Raw genomic sequence first — 25,930 nt, 5'->3', positions numbered from 1 at the left:
GGTATACCGTACATAATTATCGTACTTTGATTCATCAACAACGCCACACAACCCAACCAACACCATGAAAGGTTCTCACCTATCCGGCATGATGCGCATGGCGCTGTCAATGGCTGTTCTGGCACAAGCCGGCTCAGGCCATGTGCAAGGCTCGTCCGCCCTTGAATTGCAGCGCGGACCTCTCGATCAGATGGATTGGGAAAAGCGGCGTGTATTCGAGCGTCAACGCGTGGATGCTGCCAAAGCCAAAAGGGAAAGGAAGCAGGCAAAACGCAGCCGGTAATGGCAGTTTTAGACGCACCTTCTAGATACCCAACCACGCGGCCGCAGCGAAAAAAGCCCTTGGCTGAAAGATTTTGGGCCAAGGTTGAGAAAACGCCTACCTGTTGGAACTGGACCGCCTCAACCCGCCGTGATGGTTACGGATGGTTTAATGTAAACAACGGCGCTCAGCTTGCTCATCGCGTGTCTTACGAGTTGTGCAAAGGGCCAATAGAAGACGGATTGCACGTCTTGCACAGTTGCGACAACCCTGCCTGTGTTAACCCTAATCACTTGTCGTTAGGGACGCATCAGGATAACATGGATGAGAAGGTGGCCCGTGGTCGCTCAACCGCAGGAAGGCACATTAAACCATTCTGCAAAAGGAATCACGAGTTTACGGGCGCTAACCTGTACATGTACCGAGGAAACCGCTATTGCCGCGCGTGCCGCGCTGAAAGAAGAAACAAAACCAACAAACCACAAATACCCAACCATGAGTAACTACACCGCCACAGGTCGCCTGCATGAGATGTACGACACGCAGCAGGTATCCGAAAAATTCTCAAAACGCGAATTTGTGATTGAGATTAAAGAGGGCCAGTACCCCGAGCACATCAAGTTTCAGCTCGTTCAGGACAAAACGGCGCTAATCGATGGGTTCCGCATTGGTGACGAAATCACAGTCAATTTTAATTTAAGAGGGAGGGGTTTTGTGAAGAACAACGACACGCTCTACTTCACCAACCTCGAAGCCTGGAAGATCGAAGGCAACAAAACCGGCCAGCGTGCCGGTGGCGCCGCACCGCAGAAGGCCGCGCCCATCAAGTCAGACGACGACAACGACTTGCCGTTTTAATCCGCTGACGCACAAACGCTTACAAGGGGCTGGCTTCCGCCGGCCCCACTTTTTACCCCGCCCCATGTACCTGCGCAAGTTTTTCACGCCCAGCAAGCCCCACCTGTTTCCGTCCCACACCCTGCGCAAGCTCAACGACCGTTTGGTTGATGCCGCTGGAAAGCCCGGCGTGCCGAAGGAAAACCGCGAGGCGCACGCCGCCAGCAGCCAGTTGCTGATTACCGTTCTCGAATCCCGCACCCTCCAAAACACCCACTTCTAACCCAACCGACATGAGAACCCCTGCCGAGTACGCCGCCCATTGCATTGCCGCATTCGCCGCCCTGCCCGAGCACGGGGCCATTCTGTCCCGCGACGAAGAAGTGTACGCCCTCTCCAAGTTCGTTGCCGAAACCGTGCTCCAGGACGCCGAGAGGTACAAGACCAACCTCGCAATGGCGCTGATTCGCTCCGAACAGCAGTTGCACCCCACCCACACCACCATCACCGGAACGCCTGTTTAAGATGCTCAAGTCCGTGTGCCGTTGCCCGCATCCCTTGCCTGCCGACGCGGCCGGCCGGTGTGGCTACTGCGGCCGACCCGCCAAACCCTCACCCAAAAAGAAGTAGCCGTGAAAAAGATTCTTCTCGAACCTGTGTTGCCTGCTAACACGATTGCCTTTCCACAGGTCAATAAATTCCACGGCATTTTCGCCAAGAAAGACGGCAAGCTGATTGGCATGTTGTTGCCCCACGAAGACGGCGGCTATGTTGTACAACTGAGCCTATCGAGCCGCGTGGTGGCCCACCACAACACCATGAGTTTAAAGGACTCCATGCACTACTTCGAGGCGCGTGGCTACGAGTTCTTTCAAGAGGTGTAATGAGCGCCAAAAACGACAAAACCGAACGCTACACCGCCGAGCAAATGCGCGGCGCGGGCAAGGGCAAGCGCAACCGCTGGATCATGCCGGCCGGGCTGCCCGCACCGGAGCCGCTGGTGCCGTTGGTCGATGCGCCGCCAATTGTCGACGAGCAAATGGATAAGGCTCGGGCAATGGATAAGAAACGCAAGAACAAGGTGTCTAGCGAGGAAATCCTAAGCCTGTATCGCACTCCCATGACGCTCGATCAAGTGGCCGCTAAAACAGGGCTAAACCGCACTTCTGTCCACGAGCGGTTGCAGAAGATGGGTGCTAGTCGCAGCATGAATATCCTAACGGATATAGAAAAGGCGCTGATTGAGTCTGTTTACCGCGAAAGATTTGTTAGCGGCGACGGAAAGTTAGAGTCCTTAGCAAACGAGATTGGCCGCACGAAAGCCTTTGTTTGCCGCTACGCAGGAGAGGTCGGCCTAACAAACCTCAACCGGCCATGTAGTGACGAACTCAAAATCGGAATGAGCGCAAGAGCAAAGGCAAACATCGAAGCAAACGGCCACCCCAAAGGAATGCTTGGAAAGAAACACTCCGAGAAAACCAAGGAGCGAATAAGCGAATCGTCTTCATTCATGTGGGCTAACATGAGCGAAGATGAAAAACAGGCGTTTATCGACAAACAATATAACGCCAAGGTAGCCAACGGGTCGCTTCGCAAGGGTATCGAAACAGGTGACGGCAAGAAGACTTGGAAGGCTGGGTGGCGAGAAATAGGCAAGAACCGCAAGTACTATCGCAGCGCATGGGAGGCCAACTACGCCCGCGTGTTGCAGTGGCTACTCGAACAAGGCCAAATACTCGATTGGGACCACGAGGTTGAAACCTTCTGGTTTGAGGGAATCAAGCGTGGCGTCCGGTCCTACTTGCCCGACTTCCGCGTGAAGCTCTTGGATGGTTCCATCGAGTTCCACGAAGTAAAGGGATGGATGGATAGCCGCTCGGTAACCACCATCAAACGCATGGCCAAATACCATCCCCACATCAAACTGATAGTACGCGACTCGACTTGGTTTAAAGCCAACAAGCAGTGGCGTGGATTGCTCCCTGATTGGGAATCCAAATAATCATCATTACCCCGTAACGCTTGCCCCAAACCTCTACGCCAACGCTGTTTCAGATGCTCGCTACCGACACCCCCACCGACGCCATTCACGCCGAACGCGCCGACTTCACCACCCTCTCGATTGCCCCGCGCATCATCCACAAGTCGGGCCTCGACAAAAGCGACGAGTGGCGCATCGGCGCGGCCTACGCGCAGAACATTTACGCCATCGGCCTGCGCAAAGACGGCATCGTGCCCAACCTGTTGCTGCAAGACCGCATCGAGCGCCTGTTCCGCGCCATCGACCACAAGGACGGCGAAATCAAGGAGCTAAAGCGCCTGCTCGCCGAAAGCCAGGACGCCGAGCAGAAGGCCCGCAAGTTCGCGTTATATGGTTCCACTGAGCTAGCGGTAGCGTCATGAAGGCACTTGGATACGGGCTGCTGCGGGCCGTTGGAATCGCGCTATTCATTGTGCTTGCCTTCGTGTGGATATACTTCCTGCTGGGTGGCGCAATCCTAACGTTCGTGGCCTTTTACACGGGACACTACTGGTATGGCGCCTTGTTTACGGTGCTGACCATTTTTGCCTGGGGAATAGCCTGCATGGATTCAGACAACGATTCATACCACGACTAGCCATGAACGACCTCGCCCCCGGCTCCCAAAACCGCCGCTACAGCCCCGAAGTTGGTCCCTTGGACGTAGCCACCAACGTGGTCCGCGACTACCCCGCCCAGCAGCGCCTCATCCGCCAGGTGCGGGGCGCGTTCAACGCCCTGCCGCCCGCCGAGCTGCGCGCCCTGTTTCGCAAGAAGCCGCTGAGTAACCCGTCGCCCGACCCGCCGCGCCGCCCCAAGTACGACGAGGACATGAAAATGAGCGAGTGGCAGCGGGTGCAGGCGCAATTCGCCCGCGACGAAGCCGAGTACGCGCAGGAGTGCGTGGAAATGGTGCTGGAACTGATCGAGCTGCGCGACACCGACGGCCTCAAAACCGCCGACCGCTGGTTTCGCCACTGGCCCCTCGACGTGTTTTGCGCCCGCCTCATGGGCAAGGAGTGGCGGCCCCTGCTGCCCCCGCCCGGCACCCAAACCTCTTTAGTGTAATCCACCAACCCAAACCAACCACCACCATCATGGGCTACCTGCACATCGACAACCTGTACAAGAACCAAGTAATCCTATTGTTTAAAGAGTGCTATGCGTTGGAAAAGATTCACGGCACCTCAGCCCACATATCATGGAGGCACGCAACGCAACGGGTTGGTTTCTTTGCGGGAGGCGAGAGTCACGAACGCTTTATAGGGTTGTTTGATGCAGAGGCGCTTGCGGCTAAGTTTAACGAGGTTTTTCCGTTTGCTGATGTAATTGTCTACGGCGAAGCATTTGGCGGCAAGCAACAAGGGATGAGTCGCACTTATGGCCCTAACCTATGCTTCTCAGTGTTTGATGTGAAAGTAGGAGACGTGTGGCTGGCTGTGCCCAGCGCCGCCGATGTGGCTGAAAAGCTCGGTATCACTTTTGTTGCCTACGAAAGGGTTTCTACTGACCTAGCGGCGCTAAATGCGGAGCGCGACAGAGACTCAACCGCTGCGCAACGCAACGGAATGGGCGGCGGTCACAAACGCGAGGGCGTGGTGTTGCGGCCGCTGGTAGAAGCTACGTTAAACAATGGCTCACGCATCATCAGCAAACACAAGCGCGACGAGTTCATGGAAACAAAGACCCCGCGCGAGGTAAGCCCTGAGGCTGCGGCGATATTGGCGGGTGCCCAGGCTATTGCTGACGAGTGGGTAACGCCCATGCGCCTGCTACACGTACTTGATAAACTGCCACAGGGAATTGGTATCGAAAGCACGCCACAGGTTATTAATGCCATGCTGGAAGACGTGCTTCGTGAGGCCAAAGGCGAAATCGTAGAAAGCAAAGCTGCTGCGAAAGCCATTGGCGCGAAGGCGGCTCAGGTATTTAAGCAGTATCTGCAAGCACAGCTTGCTTAGCCCCATGCCCCGTGAAACCGCCCCTGTCCGGTTCGCTGATTATCGACGCGTGGGGCAATCTTTGCACCATGACTTCCTTTTGGGGGTTGTACATGCCGGTGCGGAGCCTGCGCCACATGAAAGGCCACCCGGCCCGCCACGACTACATCGAGTTCAACGCTAATTGATATGCCCGAACCCCTCTTTCACATCGGCCAAGAGATTGTCTGCACGAACGACAACTTCGCCATTATGCACGTCCTGAACCACCCGAGCCACCCGAGCCACCCGCAGTTTACCACGCCGCGCAAAGGGCCGGTTTACCACGTACGCGGCTTTGTTACTACGCCCGCCGCCGTGGGCGTGCTGCTGGATGAAATCGTGAACCCACCGATGGCTAAGGGTGTACCCGAAGCGAACTTCAACCAGAACAGGTTCGCCGCCGTGCCGCCCATCGAAAGCATCAGCCTGAGCGAAGTACTGGAAGAAAGCCTCGCCGAAGCGGAGTAAGCCAGCCGCCAACAGAAAGCCCCGTCACTCGTGAGAATGGCGGGGCTTTCTTCGTATAATATGGTGCCTCGTGGTTCAGAGGGCTTCCAAGGATTAGGGTGGCGCAGCCAGGGAGGGGTTGTGTTGCGTAGAAACTCCACTGCGTTGGCTCGTATCTCAGCTTCTCATCGGAAGCCTAGCACGTTGCGGGCAGGCTGCACCACCAGCGACATTTGTTGGGTGGGTCGGTCGCTTTCGCGGCGGTCCTGGTCGCCCGGCGCAGCCGGACCAGTCGGGCGACGTACCACAGGGTCGGAGCAGCATGGGGGTTTAGTGAGCATAACGCCCCGTCCGCGAGCTGCTTTATCCAAAGCACTGTACTACGCCATAGCCCATGAAGAAATAGGAGCATGGCAGTGCGCGTAAAGCGCCGTTGTTTACGACTTCAAGGTACGAATATTTTGCACAAAAAGTCTTTATTCAAAGTGTTTTTTACACAAAAAAAGCCCGACTTACTAGCCGGGCCTTTCCACACACGTAATACTTGTTGTTACAAAAATAGCAGGCTGACGAGCGCCGCAAGGCGTAGTGCCGCGCTGTACACGGATGCGTTGCCGCCGAAAGTGCGGGCCAGTCGTTGCAGGGCTTTGTCGCTCCACGCGCTCGTGCCTACCGCAAAGATGGCCACGGGCGTCACTTTGTTGCGGTGGGCGAACCACGCCCGCGAGGCGTTGTGGCACACGTCAAACAAAGCGATGCGCCACACCGTCGCGGCAATGACCATGCGCCAGTCACCCACGGCGTAGGCGACGACGGCCGCCAGCAGCCCGTAAATGAGCACGCCGCCGTAGTGCAGGGCCGCGTCTACCCATTCTTGGTACTTGGGCGGCAGGAACTCCCGAAACATGCCGGTAATCAGCCCTTGCTGCGCGCCGCTGAGCACGGTGTAGGCGGGCAGAGAGGCCGCCAGCCAGAAGCTACTCTCCACGCTGGCGCTGTTTTTCCTCGCTGAACAGCGTCACGCCGAGGTTGACCAGGAAGATGACGCCGCCGCCGATGGCGAAGCTGATGCCGACTTTATCCACGCCGTTGCCGTTCACGGCGAGGCCAATAAGCCCACCCACGAACAGGGCGAGCGAGCCGAAGAAAATGGCGGCGTTGCGGCGGGTGCCGATCAACTGGTACTTGAGGGTTTGCTTGTCGGTGTTGTTCATGGTTACTTGGCGAGGATTGTGTCGGTTTGGGTTTGCAGAAACACGCCGCTGTCGGTGGCGACCACGCGCCACGAGTGCTTGACGGTGCTGGTCGGGGTTTTCTGCGTGTAGTGGAGGCCGCCGCTGAGGAAAGCAAACACGGCGACGAAAAAGAGGACGGTAAGAATGAGGCGAATCATGCGGGGTTGGGTTGGTGGCTAGAGTTGGGAATGGGTGGCTTGGGTGGTGGCGGCGTAGGCTTCGGCGAACAGCGGTTCGTCCACCACGCGCGGGAAGCCGCCGCCGATGTTTTCGATGGTCAGAAAGCCCGCCGTCGAACTCCACCCGCCGTCGGACGAGTAGCCGTTGCCGGTGAAGAAGCTCGGCGAGTGGCACACGCGGCTGTTGTCGGTGTCCATCTTCGTGATGCGCGAGTGCAGGTGGGCGCCCAGCGTCACGCAGTAGAGGCCGGGTATGCGGTGGCGGGCGATGGTGTCGGCGAGGTTCTTGTCGCCCTTGGCCAGCCCGAGGTGCATGTGCGTGTTCAGGTAGCAGATGCCGCCCACGGCCCGCACGAGCACGTCGTTGCGGAAATGCACGGCCACGCCCGTGTGGCGGTAGCGTTCGGCCAGCAGCATGAACAAGAGCGTGGCGGCCTCGCCGTTGGTGTCCTCGTCTTTGCGGTTGCTGGTCCGGTCGTGGTTGCCGGCCACGCCCCAGACCTCGCGCACGTTGTAGACGCGCTCGACGATGTAGGAGAGAAACTCCAGGCAGGCTTTCACGCCCTTCGCCCCGGCCAGTTCCTTGTTCAACCCGAGGAAGGTGTTGGCGTGGTTGGCCCCGCCGAAGGACTCGATGCCGTCGCCGAGGAAGTTGATGTACACGTTGGCGGCCCCACGGGCGTTGACGCGCTCGATGAGCTGGTCGGCGTAGCGGTAAAGCACCGCTTGGTTGTAGCGCGGCGCGTTGAGCAGTTCCTTCACGTCAGCCCCGACGTGCGGGTCGGCGATGGTCACCACCAAGTCCTGCGGGCCGTTGACGTGGGCGGCGGCGCGGGCTACGTAGCGGTACTTGACCTCCGGCAGCAGGTCGCTGAGTTCGAGGGCGAGGCGTTGCAGGCGCTGCTCCTTTTGCTCCTGGCGGGCCAGCAGTTTGTTGAGCTGCTTGACGGCCGCGTTGCGGTGGGAGCGTTCCAAAAGCGGCCCCTGCCGCTCGTAGCGGCGGGCCATCTTCGCCTCCATCATGGCTTCCAGTTCCTCCGGCGCCGTGTTGGCGACCGTGAACGGCGAAAACACGTTCGAGAACTTTTGCAGGAACAGGCGGGCTTTGAGCGTGTTCCATTCCCACGACGAGAGGCCGAAGTCGTGCAGCATCTGCACTTGGCTCAGGTTCAGGCCGTGCGAGGAATAGGCGTAGAACATTTCGTCCACGTCCACCACGCGGCGGCGGAATACCAGCCCCTGCTTCTTGCTTTCCCAGGTGTAGTGGCCTTCCTCCACCGTCCACGGGCCTTCTTCGGTTTCCTGCCCCTGCGCAGTTGCAGCGGGCGAAGCCGCCCGGCGTTCCAGCTCGCGGCGCACCGCCCGGCCCACGGCGCGCACGCCCTCCCGGTTCTGCAACTGCGGGCAATCGGCCAGGATCAGGCCGCGTAATTCGTTGGCGTCGGTGTGGTCAGGATAGCGGGTAGCGTACAGGGCGGCGAGGTCGGCGTAGTTGGCCATGCGGGGTCGTGTGTGGTTGGTGGGACACGCTTAACTCTCAACAAGGTACGAAAATTATGCACGGTTTATCAACAAACCGCACACAATTTTCGTACGACGCGGCTTATTTCACCCGCGCCCACCACGTCCGCACGTCGAGTCTTGTTAAGCGCATGTGAACCGGGGTCGTGATTTATCCTTGCACCAGTTGGAAATAGAGGCGGGGTGTACATTGTATGCGGTAGCGCAAGCGGTTATTGAAGGATAGAGAGTATCGTCTGCTAACACAGGCTTATTAAATCTTTTATTACTGGCAAGTCCAATAGCATGTGCGTGCTGAATATTCCCCTTTGGCGTAACCCACTCAAGGTTTGATGCACAATTATTAGTTTTTACCCCATCAATATGATTGACTTGTAATCCCTTCTGCCAACCAGCAGCAAAGTATTTGGCCACCAAAGAATGAACCGTTAAGTTCTTTACAACACCTGCGGTCACCCTAAGTCGTACTTTTAAATACCCGCTTTTACCGAAAACAGGAGTCAACAGCTTGCGCCGCAGACTTTGTGGCCTTCCGTTAGAGCGGATAATGATCTCCGCTACCTTGTAAACATGACCGAGGTTTGATACCTCATATCGGCCTTGAACTTCGGCAATAGGCATGAATATTTCCATGCTGTAATTTACTATAAAACATATGATTTACAAAGACTTACTTAACTTTTGCCCACCATTCTCGGACGCTAAATCCGGGGCAGCGTTTCACCCATTCGTGGGGCTCCACCACCCCGTCGCGGTCCAAATCGGGCGACACGTCGCGGTGGCCGAGCACTTCGGCGCTCGGGTAGAGCTTGGTCCAATACCGCAGGCGCTTGATGATGGTGGCCTCCTGCGCGGCCGTCATGGCGCCGTCGCCGATGAAGCAGACGTGCAGGCTGTGCTTGTTGTGGCCGGCCACGCCGTAGGTGGGCTTGTCGTCGGGGTAGAGGCGGTGGGCCGTGCCGTCGGGTTCCACGAGGATGTGGTAGCCGGGTACACTGCCCCACATGTTGTGATTTCGCCAGTGATTCAGGATGCTCTCGACCGATTGCGCGGCCGAAGCGCCCGTAAAGTGAACAAACAGCTTGGTTATGGCGCGCATCAGGCTTCGAGTTGGTCGGGGTCGGGGTTAACGGTGGTTTTCTCGCTTTTTACCTCGGTTTTGTCCGAGTCGATAAGCAGGTCGGGGGCTTTGCGGGCCTTCCAAAAGCCGTGCTCCATGATGCTGCTCAGCAGCACGTCGCCGACGGAGGCGGCCAGCACGAGGAAGAAGTTGGCGTAGGCCAGCGTGTCGATGCGTTCGGGGTTGGGGTAGCCGCGCAGCACGATGATCCACGGCAGGCCCACCACCGTCAGGCCCGCCAGCAGGGCGATGACCGTGAAAATGTTGAACACGCCGCGCGCATCCTTGAAAAAGCCCGCGACGGTTTGGGTTACAGGAGCCATCGGCCTCGGAATGCTTTGTTGACAATCAGCAGCACGGCCACCACGGCAACGAGCCAGAGCCACCACGGGCCGAGGGAGCCGCCGCCCGACGCGGCCTTTGTTTTGCTGTTCGTTTTGGTTTTGGACTTGTCTTTCGACTGATCTTTGGTGACCGATTCGTCCCACGCGGCCGTGGCCTGCGCCTGGTCGCCCCACGCGGCGGCGTTGCCCTTGCCCGTCACCTTGATCTTGGCGGGCGCGGTGCGCGGCAGGGCTTTGGTGCGCTTGACTTCCAGCTTGGCCAGCTTCTTCTGCTGGCGAAAGGTCAGCGGCTTGGCGGGCTTGGCTTGGGCGCTGTCGCGGGCCGCCGCGTAGGGTTCGGCGTGCAGGACGGTGTGGTGGGTGCTGCCCGGTTTCGGGTCGGTCGCAACGCAGGCGCTGCACAGCAGCACTAAGGCAAGCAGGAGGTGTTTCATGCGGGGTTGTTAGAAGATTTCCTTGGCCTTGTCCACCACCCAGCCGCTGAGCGCGGCCCACAGGATGCTGCCCACGGCGGCGTAGGCCATGAATTTGTTTTTAAAGGTTTCGTGTTCGCCCACGAGCTTCTTGAGTTCGACCACCGTATGCACCAGCCCCTTCTGCTCGAACTTCTCGTTGCCGACCATCGCCACCAAAATTTCCTTCACGCCCGAGTCCACGTTTTCGATGGTGCGGGTGGCGTGTTCGTGGCGCTCGTCGAGGACTTTGTTGCGGGCGCTCTGCTCCTGCTTGTGTTCGGCCAAGTCGTCGGCCACGCGCTCCATCATCTGCATGATCTGCATGATCTGGTTGGCGGGCGTTTCGCGCGTGGCGCGGGAAGGGGTCTTGGGGGGAGGCATAGCGGGTATTACAAGCGGCGGGTGTGAATCAGATAAGCGTAGCGCGCGGCCAAGGCTACCACCGATGCCCAAAAACAAATAGCGGGCAGCATCAGGCGAACTTGCCCATAGCGTTGGCCGCCTGAATGTGGTTGGTGACCAGCAGCGCAATCTTTTGGGGTACATGGTCGCGTACGTACACGAAGAAATCGCCTTGCAGCGCCAGTGCGTCGGGGTGGGCCTTCAAAAACTCGCGCCACCCGCTCAGGCCCGCGGCCACCGCCGGGATGGGCACGGGCAAGCCGGTGCGGTAGTCGTAGGCTTCGCCGGGGCGGGCGGGGCCGTCCACCGCCGACGCACCGCTGTCGAACACCAGTTGGTAGCGCAGTTCGCCCGTTTGGGCATCGACGGCGGTGGTGTTGTCGGCAATCAGCGGAATCGGGCGCACCGCAAAGTCTTTCGGCAACTGCGCGCCCGCCTCGCCCTCGGGGGTGAGTTCGTGCTGCGTCACTTCCAGGAATAGTTTCACGGTGCATTCGCCGGACGCGCGTTGCGCAATTTCGATGCAGGTGTAGCGGGCCAATTGGCCGATGGTGATGCCGTTAAAGGTGCGGTTGCTTACCTGCAATTGAATGATGGGGGGTGAATCGAGCGCGAGCATGGTCAGATGGCGTACGTGTCGTAAAGGGACTGTTTGAGCTGCGTGCGGTCGGTGTAAGCCTGCTTGTAGACCAGGATTTCGGAAATCACGCCGCTCATCGGGGCCACGAGCCCGGCGCGGGCGCCGATAAACAAGGGCTGGTTGACGAAGGGCACGTTGGTGGCCCCGTACTCGACGGGCGGCAGCACGGAGCTCTCGTTCAGGTCGAGGCGGTACATGGGCGCGGTGGCCGTGTCAACGGTCCACACCGTCACGTGCGGCGCGCTGGCCGGGCCGGGATTGAGCACCCGGCCGTAGCCGCCAGCCAGCAGCACCGCCGCCTGCGTGGCGGGCGTGCTGCCTTCCAGGTCGCGGTAGAGCAGCCAGGCTGACTGCACCCCGTTGTAGTTGGGGCTGTGTTCGAGCAGGATATGGGTGCCGTTGTTGTCGAGGCGCAACACCAGCGCCACGGTGAGCTGCTGCGTGTCCGACAGGTTCAGGCCGTCCACCTGCAACAAGCTGCCGTTGAACAGCAGGCCTGGCTGGCCGTTCAATCCAGCCGCGTCGTAAACCGGGCGCCAGGCGGCGGTGGGCTGGTAGGCCACCAACCCGCTCACGCTGTCGGTCCAACCCGCGACCTGGTTGCCGCTCAGGGTCATGCCCTCGCCGGCTTTCCAGCGGGCGAACAACCCCGCCGTGGGCAGGGGCGTGAGAACGGGCGGTCCCACGGGGGCCGGTTGCGCGGCCAGGCCGAGGTAATACTGACGCAGGCCCATTAGTCCTCGGTGAGAATGTAGTACTCGATGCTCTGGTCGGGCCGCACCATGAAGGCGTAGGTGTGTTTTTTCCCGGCCGTGAAGGTGCCGGCCCGTTTCACGAACGCGCCGGGAATGCTGGGTTCGGTGCAGGCGGTGCCCAAGTACGCATGCACCACCACGCCGCTGGCGGCGCCGGCCGTATTCACGGCGAAGGTGCCGCTGCTCAACCAGGCGTACACGGCGTTTACTTCAAAGGTGACGAGCGTGCCGCTTTTTTGCCTTAGTTCGCCCGCGCCTGCTATTTTCAGCCAGCCCGTGCCGCCGAGCACGCCCGTCCACTGGTCGGGGCCGGTGCGCAGGTATTCCTCGCCGCCCGCGTAGTAGCTGTGGCCGCGAATAACCCGCTGCGGAATGTCGGCCGTGCCAACAAACGCGATGCGCGGGGTTTCGTCGGTGATGCTGAATATCTTTCCCATCGGTGGCGTTAAAGGGCCGTGAAGGCGGGTTCGCCGCCGTCGGTAACGGTCAGGCGGTAGCGCGTGCCACTGGGGCTGGTGAGCACCGGGCCGGTGGCGTCGGACGTGAACTCGGCGTCGTCGGCAAACACGAGGGGCTGGCCTTCGCCGCCGCGCACGTCGCGTTCGTCCACGACAATGGCGGCCAGCGCCGAGCCGGTGTAGAGCTGCTGGGTGAGGTGGCTGCCGAGTTCGGCCACGGGCCGGCCCCCGCCGGGGCGCAGGGTGGTTTTGCCTTTCAGGTAAATGCGGGTGGTGCCGTCGCAGTAGCCGCTGATGAGCGCGTTGTCGGTGGTGGTCCAGGTGCAGTCGATGACGTTCACCTGGGTAACCTGTCCCTCGCCCGTGCGCTCTTGGAAGCGCAGCAGCCCGCCGCCTTGGGCCACGCCCACGGAGGACGCGTACGCCCGCGTGGAGCGTTGCTGGCAGTTGACGAGGGCCAAGGTGGTCACGAGGCCGTTGCCGGTGCCGAGCGAAAACACCTCGGCGTGGGCGCTGCCTACGGCCACCGAATCTTCGAGGCGGTAGGTGCTTTGCGCACCCGCGCCGCCCGGCCGGATAAACACCAACCGGCCCCGCCACTCGATGCCGCGCAGGGTGATGGTTGTGCCCGCCGCCGCGTTGTTGGGGAACACGCCGCAGTCGATGTTGGCGTACACGCCGCCGATGATGGTCACGCTCTTGCTCACGGCCGCGTTGCCCTGCCAGCCGGCCACCACGATTACGTCGGTGTCCACGGTGGTGCCGGCCGCCAGCGCCAGCGCGAGCGAGGTGTAGCGGCCCCGCAGCACGTTGGTGGCGCTCAGCACGTAGGCGACGGGCAGCGCCCCGTCCAGCGCGGCTTGCAGGCCGTCCACGCTGCTGATGGGCTGGGTGCCCGTGTGGTTGGTTCGGTTGCGGTCGGCTTGGCTGTTGGCCGTCAAAGCGGTGTCCAGGGTGCCTTGGCTGATGCCGCCGCCCTGCTGGGTGGCCAGCTCGTCGAGCTTTTCTTGCAGGCCCGTGATGGTGTCGATGCCCTGCTCGCCCGTGTGGTTGAGGCGGTTGCGGCTGGCCGTGATGCTGGCCACCAACTCGTCCACCAGATCGTCAAGCTGCTCCTGGCTGACCACGGGGTTGGCGGCCGAGAGGGCTTTGAGCGAGTTGGTGATGCCCGCGACTTCCGCCACCGACAAACCCGAGTCGGAGAGCTTGGCGTAGCCCGAGCCGAACCAGAAGTACTGCGGGTTGCCCTCGGTTTCGGTGGCGATGTAAATCGTATCGGCCTGCCCCGTGGCCGGGAAGTCGTCGAGCGTGGGGAAGGGCAGCACGTCCTTGGTGCTGCCGGCGATGTAGCTGGTGGGGATGAACTTGTCGGGACCGAGCGGCACGAGGCCGTTGGGCTGGCCGATGGTTTGGCGCAGGGCCGCCGCGTTTTCGAGCACGAGCTGCCAGCCCACGCCGCCGAGGGTCGTGGCCGGGCCGGTGGCGCCCACGCGCAGGTATTCGCCCGCGCTGTTGTAGTAGTAGTAGCCCTGGGTCACGGTTTGCGGCGTGCCCGGTGTGCCGGTGAAGGCGATGCGCAGGGCGGGGTCGATGAGGCTGAATACGCGTCCCATTACTTAGGCGGGGGTAGAGGTGTGCTGAACGGTGACGGCTTCCGTGCCGAACGGGGTCACGAGGAAGGTGAAGGGCAGGCCGGCCGCTTCCAACTCGGCGTCGGTGCGGGCCGCCACTTGGGCCAGAAACGCGGACAGGGTGGTGTAGGCGCCCGACCCGAGCCGGTAGGTGACGGTGCCCGCGCCTTGGGTGAACAGGGGTTCGGAGAGCGTGAAACGGCCCGCGACGCAGTGGCTGGCGGGCGTGGGCACGCCCCCGGCCGGCACGCGGGTCACAATCGTTTCGGGCGCGGCGGCCGTGGGCGCCTCGCCGTTGTCCACCTCGAAGAAGGAGCCGGGGCTGCCGGCCACGATGTTGAGCGCGTCGAGTTCGAGGATTTCGCCGGTTTTGATGGGGCGGGCGGCCGTGCCGAGCGAGTTGACGGCGCGGCCGAACTTGTAGGACACCGGGCCGGTGCCCGCGTCGTTGATGCCGCGCAGGAAGTTGACGCGGCTCGCCCACGCGGGCGGGGTGACGCCGCTGCCGGCAATCACCAGGTTCGGCCCGTACCACGTAAAGCGGGTAAACTTTTTGCTGATCTGGATCATTTACTGCGCGCTGGGGGTGGATTTGCCGTTGGTGAAGGTGCCGAGGTACCGCTGGCCGTTGCGGTCGTAGGCGTAGGCCGTGCCCACGAGGTAGAGCGGGAAATTCACGAGCGCCACGGTGATGTCGTCGAACACGATTTCCATGTCGCCGGGCGAGGTGTCGCCGGCAGCGGGGCGGTTGAAGCGCAGCACGTCCGGCTCGGCCGGTTCCACGGTCAGCAGCACGCCGGTTTGCGCGTCGGTCTGCCCGTTGCCGAGGTTGACTTCGTAGCTGGCGGGCACGACCACGGCCGCCTGCACGGTGACGGTGACGGGTGCCGAGAGGGTCGCGCCGCCGTTGTTGTCGGTGGCGCGGGCGCGCAACGTGTGTTGGCCCGCCACGGTGCTGGCGTAGTTGAGGCTGTAGGGGCTGGTGCTGTCTTCGGCTACGACAGCGGTGCCGTCGAGCAATTCCACTTTTACCACCGTGCCGTCGGGGTCGGAGGCCGTGGCCGTGGCGGTCATGGATTCGCCGTTGGCCAGCGTGGTCTTGGGCACCGACAGGTTGGCGGCGGGCAACTGGTTGACCGGCGCGGGGTTGTTGACCGTCACCGACAGGGCCGACGACGTGCCCACGCCGCCCGCGTTGTCGTACGCCTTCGCCGTCAGGCTGAGCGTGCCCGGCGCGGTCGGGGCGTAGGTAAAGGTGTAGGGCGGTGCGGAGCCGGTTTCGCCGAGTTTGGTTTGCCCGTTGTAGTACTCTACCTTCACCACCTCGCCGTCGGCGTCGTTGGCCGTGGCCGTGAGCGTCATCGACACGCCGACCGTGGCCGGGCTGGGCGAGGCGGCCACGCTGACGGCCGGAATCTGGTTGGTGGGCGTCACGACCACGACGGAGCAGACCAGCGCGGCCGTGGCGGCTTGCGTGGCGGCGGCCAGCGCCTGCGCGTCCGCGTCGTCCTGGCTGATGGTCGAGCTGCGCGTGGCTTCGCGGGTCATGGGCGCGCCGGTTTGGCCGGCCGGGCAGTTGGCCGTGAAGCTCTTGGTGGACGTGAACACGCCGCTTTGCAGGCCGATTTCCTGCACGAGCACCCACGGGCCAATCGTTTCGGGGTTTTCGCCGTCGGCGATGGGGGCGCTGTGCTGGTAAATGCTCCACTTGCCCGCGCCTTGCAGAAACCAAAATTCCTGCCCGACCCGGCCCGCCGTGGTGGTGCGGGGCTTGCGGTTGGCGCGGATGGTGGCCGGGGCGATGGCCTCGCGCACCTTGGCCACGGAGTCGAGGCGGGTCACGCCCTCCGTGGAGGTGTTGAACATCGCCTCCGTGTCCGCGATGGCTTCGCCTGCGGGACGGACGAACGAGGCGTCGGTGTAGTTAATCGGGGTGTCGGCCATAGCTTACGAAAGGGGCGCCACGTCGGCGGCGGCGGCGTACAGGTTTGTGTTGAGCAGCACGGGCGAGCCGTTGAGGTAGAGGATGCGGTAGTCGAGCACGCCCCCGTCGGCGGGCAGGCCCGGCAGTTGGGGTTCGGCGAACGGCCACGGGCCTTGCGCGAGCAGGCCGTAGGTTTCGATCAGGTAGCCGTAGACGGCCGAGCGGGCGGCCGGGTCGGCGCAGGCCGCCGCTTCTTCGAGGCCGAAGGAGAGGTCGAGCACGGCCTGCTCGATGGCGGCCGTGGGGGCGCCGCTGGCGTCGGCGGCCAGCAACTGCTGCCCGAATTGGGCCAGCCGCTCGGAGGCGGCGCGGAACAGCACGGGCCACGAAGGGTTACGCATGGCGTAGCGGGTAGAGGGCCGTCGGGCCGGTGGGAAACAGGGGGCGGGCGCTCAGGCGCAACGTATCGGCGAGCTGGGGCTGGGCGAGGTCGGCGGCGGCCACGGCGCAGCGCAACCGGGCGAGGGCACCGCGCCACGCGGCGTCGGCCAGCCCCAGCACGCGCCGGGCCTGTGGGGCGGCCACCAAGCGGTTCAGCTCGCGGAAGGCGCGGGCGGCGGTTTGGTCCACGAGCACGACGACGGTGGCCAGCGGCAACCCGTTCACGCGCAGCCGCACGATGTAGGGGCCGTCCTGCGGGGCCGGGAAGGTCAGCGAAAAGCGGGGGTCGCCGGGCGTCACCGCCACCGGGCGGGCGGGCGACGTGGCCGGGAAGGGCTGCACGGTGGCCGTGACGGAAGCCGTGGTCGCCACGTCGAAGTAGACCGTCACGCGGCCCGTGGCGCGCTCCACGACCGGGTAGACGCCCGCCTGCGGCCACGGCAGGCCGGTGGGGGTCGCGGTGGCAGCGGGCACCACGGTCATTGCGGCCAAACCGGGCAGCGAAGTCAGGGCGTGGGCGGTGGCGCCGTTCTGCTCGGCAAAGGCGGCGCGGGCCTCGTAGCGGCGCGACCAGAGGCGGCGGTGGGCCGTGTCGGGGCCGACCAGCCGGGCGTGGCGGGCGTGGCGCACGTACTGCGCGGCTTCGGCAGCCCGCAGCGCGGCCGTGGCCAAGTAGTCGAGGACCGGGCTGGTGGCCAGCTCGGCGTCGGTTGTGGGGTTCACGCGCCGCAGGCGGTAGGCGTACGCGCCGTCCGAGGGCAGCGGCACGCGCACCACGGCCGTCAGGCTTTCGCCCACGAGGGTTTCCGGCCCCTGCTCGGGCACGCGCAGCAACTGGCGGCGCACGGCGCCCACGGGGGCGGCGCCGGTGTCGGTGGCAACGAGCTGGCCGGTGGTGAAGTCCTCGGTGAGCGTAGCGGTCATTTAGGGCTGAAAGGGGGAGTGGCGCTGGATGAGCACGTCCTGGAAGGCGGCGAGTTGCAGGCGGTAGCCGGGCTTGTTGTCCTCGCTCGTTTTGGGCGACGTAATCAAGTCCCACAGGTAGCGGCAGGCCGACAAGAGGCCGAGCGTGTCGTAGAGGTGGGGCTTGCCGACGTGCAGGCACTTGCTCCAATCGGAGGCTTCGGCGCGCAGGGTGTAGGACTCAAGCATGGCGGGGGCGGTAGCGGGCATGGCGGTTGGGGTTGTGGAAAGAGAGGCGGTATTGACTAGCAAGGTACGAAAAAAGTTTGCGATGGAAGCACCAAGTCGTACACAGGTTTCGTACCTTGCACACGTTCCTTAATCCTGTCTCATGCGGATCATCGTCGGCTGCGAAGCCAGCCAGAAAATCACCAAAGCCCTGCGGGCACGCGGGTACGAAGCTTACTCCTGTGATATTCTGCCGGCCTACGGCGGGCATCCCGAGTGGCATTTTCAGGAAGATATTTTCGCCGTGCTGGCCCGCGAGCAGTTTGATTTCGGCATTTTCCACCCGCCCTGTACCTACCTCTGCAACAGCGGCGTGCGCTGGCTCTGGAACAAGGACGGCACCCGCAACGAGCAGCGGTGGCGCGACATGGAAGACGGCGCTCGTTTTTTCAAGCGCCTGCTGGACCTGCCGATGAATAAGGCGCTTGAAAACCCGGTCATGCACAAGTACGCGGTGGAAATCATCGGGCGACGGCAGGATCAGGTCGTGCAGCCGTGGATGTTTGGGCACATGGAGCAGAAGGCTACCGGCTTCTGGCTGGATGGCCTGCCGCTGCTTCAACCCACGGACAATGTAAAGGAGGCTATGATGGCATTGCCGCGCAACGAGCGGGAGCGGATTCACTTTTTGCCTAATACCCCCGACCGCTGGAAAATCCGCAGCGAAACCTTTGCTGGTATTGCCGAGGCTATGGCCGACCAGTGGACGAACGCCGTGCCGCTGGTTCCGTACAAGAGTATTGCCATGCCGCCGGGCGCACAACTTGAATTGTTCGCGGCTTAATCCATTTGTTATGAAAACCCAAGAGCTTGTGGCAGCGATAGAAGAAATAACAGGCCGCAGCCTTCGGAAGATCAGGCCGGAGGTGTTGCCAAGGGTGTTAGGGCGTACCCTTTCAGACGAGCAAAAGAAATGGTATGTGCAGGTTCTCGGCTTAAAAACGCTAAGCCGAAGCAGGCCAACCAACGACCTTCTGCATCGCTTCGATATGCTGAATGCAACAGTAGAGCAACAGTTAGAGGCGCTGCTTGCGGCCCTGAAACTACCGAATGATGAAAGCGACTGAGGCATAAAAAAGCCCGGCTGGTATGGCCGGGCTTTTTTATGCCTGCTTCTCTCCTACTTCGGCTGCATTCCCGGCGCGAAGGTTTCGCGCTTGGCCATTTCGGTGGCCTTTTCGCTGTAGCGGTTGAGCGCCTTTTTGGCGTCCTCCGCTTTGAGTGTGCGGAGAAGCGGCATGGTGACTTGCAACGCGTTTTTCAGGATGCGGCCACGGGCGGCCATGAAGGCGTGGTATTCGTCGTCGGTCATGGGAACCTCTTTCGCCTCCCCCTTGAGCTTGGTCACCAGCATCCCGCCCGAGTTGCGGTTGGGCACGCTGATGAACAACCCGTTTTGTTGCAGCCAGTCCCACACGGCCTGCGTTTGCGCGTCGCGCACCGGGGCCGACGAGAACAGGCGGTCGGTGTCCACGGGAACCGGGTCGCCGAGCGCGTCCACCTGGTCGTTGGCGTAGTTGCGGGCCACGGGAATGTCTTGGGCCAGCATCTGCCCGAAGCTGCGGCTGTCCTTTTTGGTGTCCTGCGTGGCCTTGCTCGCTTGGGTCAGCAAGCCCGAGAACGGCACGTAGCCCTTGGCCGAGCTGGTGAGCGTGCGCTTGAGGTACTCGCCCACCTGGTTGGTGTTGCGCGAATCCACGGCCGAGAGGAAGTTGGCCGCGCCCTTGAGCGCCGTCATGTCCTTCACGTATTGCAGCGTGCGGAACATCATCGTGGCCGTGGTGGCGAGCAGCTCGTCGCTGGTTTCCAGCGTTTCGCCCCGGTACTTCTGCCCGTCCCGAACGTGGCCCACGACGGCGAGCATCATGCCCACCGGGGAGTTGGAGTAGCTCACCCACGTCCCGCTGCCCTTGGCACGGAACGAGTAGGGCTGCCAGCCGGTGAGGCGCAACTGCTGGTCTTTCTTCACGTCGCCCGTGCCCGCGCCCGTGATTTCCAGCGGGGCTTCGTCCTCGCCCTCGCCGGCCGTGAGCGCGAACAGGGCCACGGTAAAGGCGCCGCCCACCACGGACTTGGCCACGAGCTGCTGGCGCTCCTGCCGGGTAAATTCCTGCTGGGTGCCGCTGCCCGCCTCGCCGCCGAACACGTAGCCGCCTTTGCCCGCCCGCACCGCGCCCCACGGGGTGTAGTCGATGTAGGCGTTGGCCACGTTGGTGATGACGCGGGTGAACGGGACCACGAACTTCAAGGGCTTGAAATCGCGGTACTGGAACTTCTCGCTCATCTGCTGGATGCCGATGGCGACGTGGCCGAGGCCGCCCTTCACTTCGCCGTTGAACACGGCGCGGGTGCCGTACTCGCGGGCCTGCTCCGTGATGCGGGCGTCGCGGCTTTGCTCCATGAGTTCGTAGACGCGGCGCTGGCGGTCGAGGCCGGTCAGTCCTTCGCGCTGGGCCTGCTCGTCGGCCAGCTCGAAACGGTCGCGGGTGCGGTAAAGCAACTCGCTCACGCGCGCCCACACGGCCACCGAAGGGTCGGTGTCGTTTTCTTCCAGGGCTTGCTTGGTGGCCAGCTCGAAGGCCCGCATTTCTTTCAGGCCGGAGCTGAACAGCACGTCGCCCGCTTTCAGGGCGCGGGTCACGTACTTGAGGTAGTTGACGGGGTTGAGCTTGCCGCCCGCAAACACGAACTGTTCGAGCAGGCCGGGGATTTCGTATTTGTTGGCCTGCTGCGACGTTTCGTAGCCGTCGCGCAGCACGGCCGCCGCGTCGAGGCTGCCGCGCTTGAGGCCCGCCGCCAACCCTTTGGCCGAGGCCGTGGCGTAGCGGCCGTTGCCGAGGCCGGTGAGCGTGCTCACGCCGAGTTCGGCCACGGTTTGCAGCGAGTTGGCCAGCAGGTTCAGGGCGTGGGTTTTGGGACCGGAAAGCACGTTGGCGTACCACATGGCGTTGCCGATTTCCATCCACGAGACGCCCTTGATGCGGGCCTGCGCGGTGAGTAAATCCGACACCGCCCGGTCTTTCTGGAAGCCCTCGGGCGCCTGCTGCACCCGCTCGGCCAGCTCGCGCAGGGTGGCTACGTCCTGCACCGTGAGTTCGGGCAGGTCGCTGTTGTCGGCAATCAGGCCCACGATGCGGGCGTCGTCCACCGGGGAGAGGGTGAACAGCTCCTGCATCTTGTCGAGGGCCGTGCGGGCTTTCTTCGGCAGCTTGTAGCGCACCTTAGCCGCGTAGAGCTTGTCGATGATGCGCTCCTGGCGCTCGGCCAGTTGGGCGGCAAACTCCTGCTCCACGGCCTGCGCGAAGGTATCGGCCTGCGCCCCGCTCAATCCCGCCTGCTGCACGAGGTATTGCGACAGGCTCTGGCCCACGGCCTCGGCGTCGCCCACGTACTGCCGGGCGAGGGTTTGCAGTTTCGCGCCGAGGTCTTTCAGCCCGTCCTGCACGGCTTTCTGCAACTGCTGGCCCGCGTAGGGCGTGCCGATGACCTCGGTGTAGAAGTCGTCGAGGCGCTGGCGCATGGCGGCTTGTTCGGCCGGCGTCAGCTTCTTATTGGCAATGATCTTATCCGTCACCGCGTCTTTGGCCCGCTCCCACACCGCCGCGTACTCGTCTTGGTTCTGGATGGCGGCGCCGATGAGTTCGATAGCCGATTTGGGCGCGGGCTTGGCTGTGCCCGGCAGCCCCTCGGTGGCTTTGAGGGTGAGAGTTTTGAGCAAGTCCTGCACGGGGTCGAAGGCGGCGGGCGTGCTCGGCGTGGCTTTTTGCAGGATGCGGCCGGCCAGCAGGGTTGCCTGCTCTTGGCGCAGGGCCAGCTCCACGCCGTCGGCGCCGTCGAAGCCTTGGGGGTTGCCGCCAGCGGCCACGAAGTCGGCTTTGGCCGTGTCGTAGAGGTCGGGCAGCAGGGGCTTGACCTTCGCGCCCACGGCCCGCACCATGCGCTTGCTAAAGTCGGCGAAGGAGCGCACGCCGCCCTCCACGTAGTAGCCGGCCACCACCACGTAGTCGGGGTCGATGCCCGCCCGCAGGGTGTTGCTGCGCAGGCGCTTGAGCGCGTCGGCGAACTTTTGCTTGGTGAAGACCTTGTTTTGCGTGCCGAACGCCGGGCCGTCGGCGGGCGCCGGGGCCGGGGCGGTTTGCGGGTCGGTGCCGGTGGCCAGCCACTCCACCACGCGGTCGGCGGCGGCTTTCACGCGCTCGGTTTTCACGGCCGCGCCCACGGCCTGCTTTTTCACGTTGCGCACGCGTACGCCCACGGCCTTGCCGGCTTTGTCGGCGCGGGCCTGCTGCTTGGCGCGCTGCTCGCCCACTTCTTTGGTCGCCACGTACACGGCGCCCTCGGGCGTGAGCCGGGCCAGCAGCTTGTAGGCTTCGATGGCCTGCCCCTGCTCGGTGCCGCGTTCGGCCAGCAGCTTGGCCAGCGCGTACGCCTTTTCGGCCAGCGGCTTGCGGGCGGCCTCGTCGGCGCCGCGCATCTGCTCGTTGATGCGCTCCAAGGTTTTGATGCGGAACACGGTCACCATCTGCGGGGCGCCGCTACCTTCGAGCGCCTGCGCGATGCCCTCGGTCAGCCCCACCAAGTCGAGGTGGCGCACGGCCAGTTGCTCGGCTTCGGTGCGCGAGGAAGGCGTGTAGCGGTCGAGGCCGGCAGCTTTTACCCGGTCGGCAATTTCGGGGGCCGTGCCGAGGATGCCGGAGGCGGATTTGCGCTCTTTGGTTTCGGCGGCAGGCGTGGTTTCGGCGGCAGGCGTGGTTTCGGGCAGCGCAGCGGCGGTATCCAGTTTGCCGCCCGCCGCCATTGCGAGGCCGAGCAGTTCGTCGTCGGTGGCCGAGGGGTCGAGCGTGTCGCCCAAATCGGCCTTGAGCCGTGCCACGAGGTCTTTGGCCCGCACCACGCCTTCCTCCACGTAGGTGCTCAGGTATTCCACGTAGTCGGGCAGCAAGTCCACGGGCAGGCTGTTGAGCCGGGCCAGCGACTTCTGCCGGATGCGCTCGGCAATGGCGTCGCGCTTGGCGCGGATGGCCGCTACTTTTTCGGCGGCGCCTGGTTGGCTTTCACCAGCAGGTTGCGCAGGTTGCGCAGGACGTTGATTTGCTTCTGGCGCGGGTGCTGCGGGTGCGGCCCCGGCTGGTCGGTCGGCTGGTTGGGATTCTGAGGTTGCATAGTCGAGCAGGCGTTGAAAGGCGGGGGAAGATACGGTTTGTTCGCCCAACAGGTCGCGGGCGATGGGGGAAGACAATTTGGCGGCCAGCGTGGGCAGGTCGAGGTTGCCGAACTCGTCGGCGGCCAGCGAGTCCACGAAGTTGGCCAGTTCGGGTTCGTTGTCGAGCAAATCGGCAATGTCCTCGTCGGCGCGGGTGTCCTCGCCCCACGCCTGCGGGTTGCTCGGGTTGGCGGCTTCGCCCACGTACACGGGCGTCGGGCCGAGGATCGGGTCGTCCACGGTGAAGTACCCCACGCGCTCGGCTTCCTCGGCGCGGGCGATGAGCTTGTCGGCGCGAACCGTGTGCTTGCCGGCCTTGATGTCGCTCACGGCCGCCTGCACGTCGCGGGCGTTGGTGAAGCCGTCGCGGCCGAGGTTCAGGCCCGGCAGCATCTGGCCGGCGCTGCCGTCGATCATGTTCACCAGCTCCTGCGTGGCCTGCTGCACGGCGGGGCTGCGCTGGGCCAGCGGCGGCGTGGTGGCCGGGCTGCTCAGGGTTACGGGCGCGGCCGAACGGGTCACGCGCTTGCCGTCGGGGGTGGTGAGGGCAAACTTGCCGCTGTTGAGTTTGGCGTCGAGGCCGGTTTCGCCCGCGAGCCGGGCAATGGCGGCGCGGGCGGCCGAGCCTTTGGCCGAGTTGCGCTGCGTGCCGTTGAGGCGGTTGTAGTCCTGCACCATGCCCACGAGCTTGTCGCGGTTGGCCGTGGCCGTGGTTTGCTGCTGCGCGGCGGTGCGGGCGGTGTCGGCCTGCTTGACGGCGGCTTTGTACTGGCTGCTGGCGTCGGAGAGGACGGCGCCGGTTTTGTCGTTGGTCACCACCCGCCCGTTCGCCGACTCGGTAACGGAGTACGTGCTTTTGCCCACGCGGGCGGCGAAGGTCGGCTGTTCACTTTCTTCGGGCTGTCCATTATTCGTGGACGCGGGAATTTCCTGAACAGGCGCTACAACTTCGGCTGGTTGGGCTTCGGCTTCTTGCGCGGGGGCGGCTGCTTCGGGTAGTGGTTGCTCATTGGCTACAACGGGTTGTTGAATTGGCGGGGCTTCACTATTGGCAATATCCACCGCGCCGGCACCAGCTTGTAGGTCAGGCACATTTTCTGAAACAACGGCCGTCGGTAACGGTGTAGGAACGCCCACATTCGCAGCTTGTGCGTTCCCTGTGTCGTTTTGCCCCGGTATTCCTGAATCGAGCTGAGCCGCATTGGCTTCTGCGGTTGGTTGCTGAATATACTCCACCGGCACGGTCGTATCGACCGGCTGGCCTTGGTTGTCTTCGCTGACGATGCGGGCGAGTTGGCCGTCGGGCGAGAGGGCCGCCACGTAGGCGCCCTCGAACATCGCCTGCCCCGTGGGGCGCACGATCCGCACCATGTTGGGGTAGGCATCCAGCGCCGCCGTGCGCTCGGCCGGCGTTACGTCGGCGGGCACGGTATACTGCGGCGCGGCGGGTTGGGCGGCTGGGCCTTGTACCAGGGCCGGGCCACCGCCCAATACCGCGCCGGCCAATGCGCCTTCGGCCGCGCCTTTCGCCACGTCGAGTTGGGTGGTGCCGTAGCGGCCCTGTCCGGCTTCCGCCTCGGGGTTGGCGCGCACGATGTCGGCCACCACTTTGGCTTCGCCCTCGGCCAAGCCCTGCAAGCCTTCCGTCACGCCTTCGCGCACGGCACCGGCGCCCACGCGGCGGGCGACTTCGGGCACCACCTTTTTCATGGCGGCCGTCAGCGCCTCGGCCGTTACCTTGCCGCCCGAGGCCGCTAGGGCTTCGCGTACGGTGGCCCGCAGCGCGAGCTTGGCCACGCCGGGGTCTTTCACGCCCAACGCTTCCAGCGCGCCCTGAATGGGGGCCAGCAGCGTGGCGGTAATGGCGGCTTCCTGGTCGGCAATGCCGGCGTCGCGGGCCGCGTCTTTAGTGGCGCTAATGCCGAGGCCCGCGCCGACCCCTGCCCCTGCGGCCGGGCCGCCCACGATGGAGGCCGCCGCCACGGGAATAATGGAGGCCATGCCGCCGCCGAGCAAATTGCCGGCCGACGCCAGCGAGGGGTCCGAGAGAAACGATTGCTGCGCGGCTTGGCTCAGCGGCAGGTCGGTGGCTTTGGCGCGGGCCAGCAGCTCGCGGCCGATGGCGTCCGATTCCTTGTCGTCGCGCAGCGGCTTGCCGAGTTCCTTGATGGGCGTGAGCGGATTGCCGTAGTCGTCGTAGGCCGTGTTGTTGGCAATGGTTTCCGTGATGTCGCCGAAGTAATCGACGAGGTTGCCGCCGATGCGCTTCCAGTCGAGGCCGTTGTAGAGGGCTTTGCCCGCGCTGGCCCAAAAGCCGTCGTCGGCCAGATCGGGTGCTTCGGCAGCCGGGGCCGGGGCCGCTACTTCCTGCGGATCGGCGAGCACGCCCAAGCCCTCGGGGCGGCGCGTGCCCAGGAAGTCGATTTCCTCGCGGCCGGGCGTGGCTTCGCTGGCCTGCACCATGCCGGGCGTCAGTTCGCCGGGGGCGCCGGCCGGCACGCCGAGGGCCGTGGGGTTGGCGTCCGCGCTGTCCTGGGCCAGCACGTCGCGGCGCATCTGCTCGGCGTCGAGCGGCGTGTAGGCTACCTCGTCCGCCGAAACAGCCGGGCTAGGCGACGAGCCAGCGCCAGAGCCGCTTCCACCAGGCTTTTTTTTTACGCCGAGGTCACTGGCGAACTGGTCGTAGGGCACGGAGAACCCGTCTTCGGCGTACCGCTGGCTCAGGGTTTGGTGCAACTGGCGCAGGTTCGCCTCGTCGGCCATGTCCTTGGCGAACTGGTCGTAGTCGATGGTAAACTCCGGCTCCCGCTGGCGCAAGTTGGTGTAGAGGCGTTTCAGCGGCGGCTCGGGCGTGATCAGGGGCTTTTGCTCCATGAAGGCGGA

35 protein-coding genes are annotated in these 25,930 nt (G+C 63.5%); 15 read left to right on the top strand and 20 right to left on the bottom strand.

Annotated features, from left to right (window positions below):
- Positions 1-64: 64 nt before the first annotated feature.
- The 13 genes from ABD903_RS20985 to ABD903_RS20930 all read left to right on the top strand — a co-directional run bounded on the left by ABD903_RS20985 (position 65) and on the right by ABD903_RS20930 (position 5,569).
- Positions 65-283: a hypothetical protein gene (locus tag ABD903_RS20985; protein WP_345227471.1), complete on the top strand. Its 219-nt coding sequence runs from the start codon at positions 65-67 to the stop codon at positions 281-283.
- The gene (locus ABD903_RS23295; RefSeq protein WP_425555541.1) at positions 283-765 is read left to right on the top strand and encodes an HNH endonuclease signature motif containing protein; all 483 of its coding nucleotides are present in this window, start codon (positions 283-285) and stop codon (positions 763-765) included. Before ABD903_RS20985 ends, ABD903_RS23295 begins: the two co-directional genes overlap by 1 nt.
- On the top strand, positions 758-1,120 hold the full coding sequence (locus tag ABD903_RS20980) for a DUF3127 domain-containing protein (RefSeq protein ID WP_345227470.1): 363 nt from the start codon (positions 758-760) through the stop codon (positions 1,118-1,120). The genes ABD903_RS23295 and ABD903_RS20980 overlap by 8 nt, the downstream gene beginning before the upstream one ends.
- Before the next feature lie 64 nt (positions 1,121-1,184).
- Entirely contained in the window at positions 1,185-1,382 is a 198-nt protein-coding gene (locus ABD903_RS20975) for a hypothetical protein (RefSeq protein WP_345227468.1), read from the top strand.
- Positions 1,383-1,392: 10 nt separating this feature from the next.
- Positions 1,393-1,623, top strand: a complete 231-nt coding sequence (locus ABD903_RS20970; protein WP_345227466.1) for a hypothetical protein — start codon at positions 1,393-1,395, stop codon at positions 1,621-1,623.
- Positions 1,624-1,731: 108 nt separating this feature from the next.
- Positions 1,732-1,983, top strand: coding sequence for a hypothetical protein (locus tag ABD903_RS20965; RefSeq protein WP_345227464.1), 252 nt, complete (start codon positions 1,732-1,734; stop codon positions 1,981-1,983).
- A complete protein-coding gene (locus tag ABD903_RS20960; RefSeq protein ID WP_345227462.1) occupies positions 1,983-3,101 on the top strand; it encodes a PDDEXK family nuclease in 1,119 nt (372 codons plus the stop codon). Before ABD903_RS20965 ends, ABD903_RS20960 begins: the two co-directional genes overlap by 1 nt.
- 20 nt (positions 3,102-3,121) lie before the next feature.
- Positions 3,122-3,502, top strand: a complete 381-nt coding sequence (locus ABD903_RS20955) for a hypothetical protein (RefSeq protein WP_345227460.1) — start codon at positions 3,122-3,124, stop codon at positions 3,500-3,502.
- A complete protein-coding gene (locus ABD903_RS20950; protein ID WP_345227458.1) occupies positions 3,499-3,717 on the top strand; it encodes a hypothetical protein in 219 nt (72 codons plus the stop codon). Before ABD903_RS20955 ends, ABD903_RS20950 begins: the two co-directional genes overlap by 4 nt.
- Positions 3,718-3,719: 2 nt before the next feature.
- The gene (locus ABD903_RS20945; RefSeq protein WP_345227456.1) at positions 3,720-4,187 is read left to right on the top strand and encodes a hypothetical protein; all 468 of its coding nucleotides are present in this window, start codon (positions 3,720-3,722) and stop codon (positions 4,185-4,187) included.
- A gap of 29 nt (positions 4,188-4,216) precedes the next feature.
- Positions 4,217-5,080 carry an RNA ligase family protein gene (locus ABD903_RS20940; protein WP_345227455.1) on the top strand — a complete coding sequence of 288 codons (864 nt, stop codon included), beginning with the start codon at positions 4,217-4,219 and terminating at the stop codon, positions 5,078-5,080.
- Positions 5,081-5,091: 11 nt separating this feature from the next.
- On the top strand, positions 5,092-5,247 hold the full coding sequence (locus ABD903_RS20935) for a hypothetical protein (RefSeq protein WP_345227454.1): 156 nt from the start codon (positions 5,092-5,094) through the stop codon (positions 5,245-5,247).
- 1 nt (position 5,248) lies between these two features.
- Positions 5,249-5,569 (top strand): hypothetical protein, encoded by a 321-nt coding sequence (locus tag ABD903_RS20930; protein ID WP_345227452.1) that lies wholly within the window; start codon positions 5,249-5,251, stop codon positions 5,567-5,569.
- A 164-nt stretch (positions 5,570-5,733) separates the two neighbouring features.
- Here ABD903_RS20930 and ABD903_RS20925 read toward each other — a convergent pair whose 3' ends face one another.
- The 19 genes from ABD903_RS20925 to ABD903_RS20835 form a co-directional block, all read right to left on the bottom strand.
- Positions 5,734-5,889 carry a hypothetical protein gene (locus ABD903_RS20925; protein WP_345227450.1) on the bottom strand — a complete coding sequence of 52 codons (156 nt, stop codon included), beginning with the start codon at positions 5,887-5,889 and terminating at the stop codon, positions 5,734-5,736.
- Positions 5,890-6,098: 209 nt separating this feature from the next.
- Positions 6,099-6,536, bottom strand: coding sequence for a hypothetical protein (locus ABD903_RS20920; RefSeq protein ID WP_345227449.1), 438 nt, complete (start codon positions 6,534-6,536; stop codon positions 6,099-6,101).
- Positions 6,526-6,762, bottom strand: a complete 237-nt coding sequence (locus tag ABD903_RS20915; protein WP_345227447.1) for a hypothetical protein — start codon at positions 6,760-6,762, stop codon at positions 6,526-6,528. The genes ABD903_RS20920 and ABD903_RS20915 overlap by 11 nt, the downstream gene beginning before the upstream one ends.
- A 2-nt stretch (positions 6,763-6,764) precedes the next feature.
- A complete protein-coding gene (locus ABD903_RS20910) occupies positions 6,765-6,941 on the bottom strand; it encodes a hypothetical protein (protein ID WP_345227445.1) in 177 nt (58 codons plus the stop codon).
- Between the two features lie 18 nt (positions 6,942-6,959).
- Positions 6,960-8,462 (bottom strand): hypothetical protein, encoded by a 1,503-nt coding sequence (locus ABD903_RS20905; RefSeq protein WP_345227444.1) that lies wholly within the window; start codon positions 8,460-8,462, stop codon positions 6,960-6,962.
- Positions 8,463-8,606: 144 nt separating this feature from the next.
- Entirely contained in the window at positions 8,607-9,116 is a 510-nt protein-coding gene (locus ABD903_RS20900) for an NUMOD4 domain-containing protein (protein WP_345227443.1), read from the bottom strand.
- Between the two features lie 37 nt (positions 9,117-9,153).
- Positions 9,154-9,582 carry an N-acetylmuramoyl-L-alanine amidase gene (locus ABD903_RS20895; RefSeq protein ID WP_345227442.1) on the bottom strand — a complete coding sequence of 143 codons (429 nt, stop codon included), beginning with the start codon at positions 9,580-9,582 and terminating at the stop codon, positions 9,154-9,156.
- Positions 9,582-9,926, bottom strand: a complete 345-nt coding sequence (locus tag ABD903_RS20890; protein ID WP_345227440.1) for a hypothetical protein — start codon at positions 9,924-9,926, stop codon at positions 9,582-9,584. The genes ABD903_RS20895 and ABD903_RS20890 overlap by 1 nt, the downstream gene beginning before the upstream one ends.
- Positions 9,914-10,381, bottom strand: coding sequence for a hypothetical protein (locus tag ABD903_RS20885; protein WP_345227438.1), 468 nt, complete (start codon positions 10,379-10,381; stop codon positions 9,914-9,916). The genes ABD903_RS20890 and ABD903_RS20885 overlap by 13 nt, the downstream gene beginning before the upstream one ends.
- 9 nt (positions 10,382-10,390) lie before the next feature.
- Positions 10,391-10,783 (bottom strand): hypothetical protein, encoded by a 393-nt coding sequence (locus ABD903_RS20880; protein WP_345227436.1) that lies wholly within the window; start codon positions 10,781-10,783, stop codon positions 10,391-10,393.
- Positions 10,784-10,874: 91 nt separating this feature from the next.
- Complete coding sequence (locus ABD903_RS20875; protein ID WP_345227434.1) at positions 10,875-11,423, bottom strand: hypothetical protein; 549 nt, start codon at positions 11,421-11,423, stop codon at positions 10,875-10,877.
- 2 nt (positions 11,424-11,425) lie between these two features.
- Positions 11,426-12,178: a hypothetical protein gene (locus ABD903_RS20870; RefSeq protein ID WP_345227432.1), complete on the bottom strand. Its 753-nt coding sequence runs from the start codon at positions 12,176-12,178 to the stop codon at positions 11,426-11,428.
- Positions 12,178-12,636: a hypothetical protein gene (locus tag ABD903_RS20865; protein ID WP_345227430.1), complete on the bottom strand. Its 459-nt coding sequence runs from the start codon at positions 12,634-12,636 to the stop codon at positions 12,178-12,180. The genes ABD903_RS20870 and ABD903_RS20865 overlap by 1 nt, the downstream gene beginning before the upstream one ends.
- An 8-nt stretch (positions 12,637-12,644) precedes the next feature.
- Complete coding sequence (locus ABD903_RS20860) at positions 12,645-14,270, bottom strand: hypothetical protein (RefSeq protein WP_345227428.1); 1,626 nt, start codon at positions 14,268-14,270, stop codon at positions 12,645-12,647.
- A 3-nt stretch (positions 14,271-14,273) separates the two neighbouring features.
- Entirely contained in the window at positions 14,274-14,858 is a 585-nt protein-coding gene (locus ABD903_RS20855) for a hypothetical protein (RefSeq protein ID WP_345227426.1), read from the bottom strand.
- Positions 14,859-16,232: an Ig-like domain-containing protein gene (locus ABD903_RS20850; RefSeq protein ID WP_345227424.1), complete on the bottom strand. Its 1,374-nt coding sequence runs from the start codon at positions 16,230-16,232 to the stop codon at positions 14,859-14,861. It lies immediately after the preceding gene.
- A gap of 3 nt (positions 16,233-16,235) precedes the next feature.
- Complete coding sequence (locus ABD903_RS20845) at positions 16,236-16,613, bottom strand: hypothetical protein (protein ID WP_345227423.1); 378 nt, start codon at positions 16,611-16,613, stop codon at positions 16,236-16,238.
- Entirely contained in the window at positions 16,606-17,577 is a 972-nt protein-coding gene (locus tag ABD903_RS20840; RefSeq protein WP_345227421.1) for a hypothetical protein, read from the bottom strand. The genes ABD903_RS20845 and ABD903_RS20840 overlap by 8 nt, the downstream gene beginning before the upstream one ends.
- Positions 17,578-17,826, bottom strand: coding sequence for a hypothetical protein (locus ABD903_RS20835; RefSeq protein ID WP_345227419.1), 249 nt, complete (start codon positions 17,824-17,826; stop codon positions 17,578-17,580). It lies immediately after the preceding gene.
- A gap of 121 nt (positions 17,827-17,947) precedes the next feature.
- On the opposite strand from ABD903_RS20835, the gene ABD903_RS20830 reads away from it, so the two are divergent.
- Together ABD903_RS20830 and ABD903_RS20825 are read left to right on the top strand one after the other, a co-directional pair.
- On the top strand, positions 17,948-18,628 hold the full coding sequence (locus ABD903_RS20830) for a hypothetical protein (protein ID WP_345227417.1): 681 nt from the start codon (positions 17,948-17,950) through the stop codon (positions 18,626-18,628).
- A 10-nt stretch (positions 18,629-18,638) separates the two neighbouring features.
- Positions 18,639-18,911 (top strand): hypothetical protein, encoded by a 273-nt coding sequence (locus ABD903_RS20825; RefSeq protein WP_345227415.1) that lies wholly within the window; start codon positions 18,639-18,641, stop codon positions 18,909-18,911.
- 53 nt (positions 18,912-18,964) lie between these two features.
- On the opposite strand, the gene ABD903_RS20820 is transcribed toward ABD903_RS20825, so the two are convergent.
- Positions 18,965-25,921 (bottom strand): hypothetical protein, encoded by a 6,957-nt coding sequence (locus tag ABD903_RS20820; RefSeq protein ID WP_345227413.1) that lies wholly within the window; start codon positions 25,919-25,921, stop codon positions 18,965-18,967.
- Positions 25,922-25,930: the final 9 nt, after the last annotated feature.

It is taken from the genome of Hymenobacter koreensis (assembly GCF_039541855.1).
In the GTDB taxonomy this organism is placed as follows: domain Bacteria; phylum Bacteroidota; class Bacteroidia; order Cytophagales; family Hymenobacteraceae; genus Solirubrum; species Solirubrum koreensis.
Note: the sequence above shows the minus strand (reverse complement) of the source record. Positions and strands in the feature narration are given on the sequence as shown.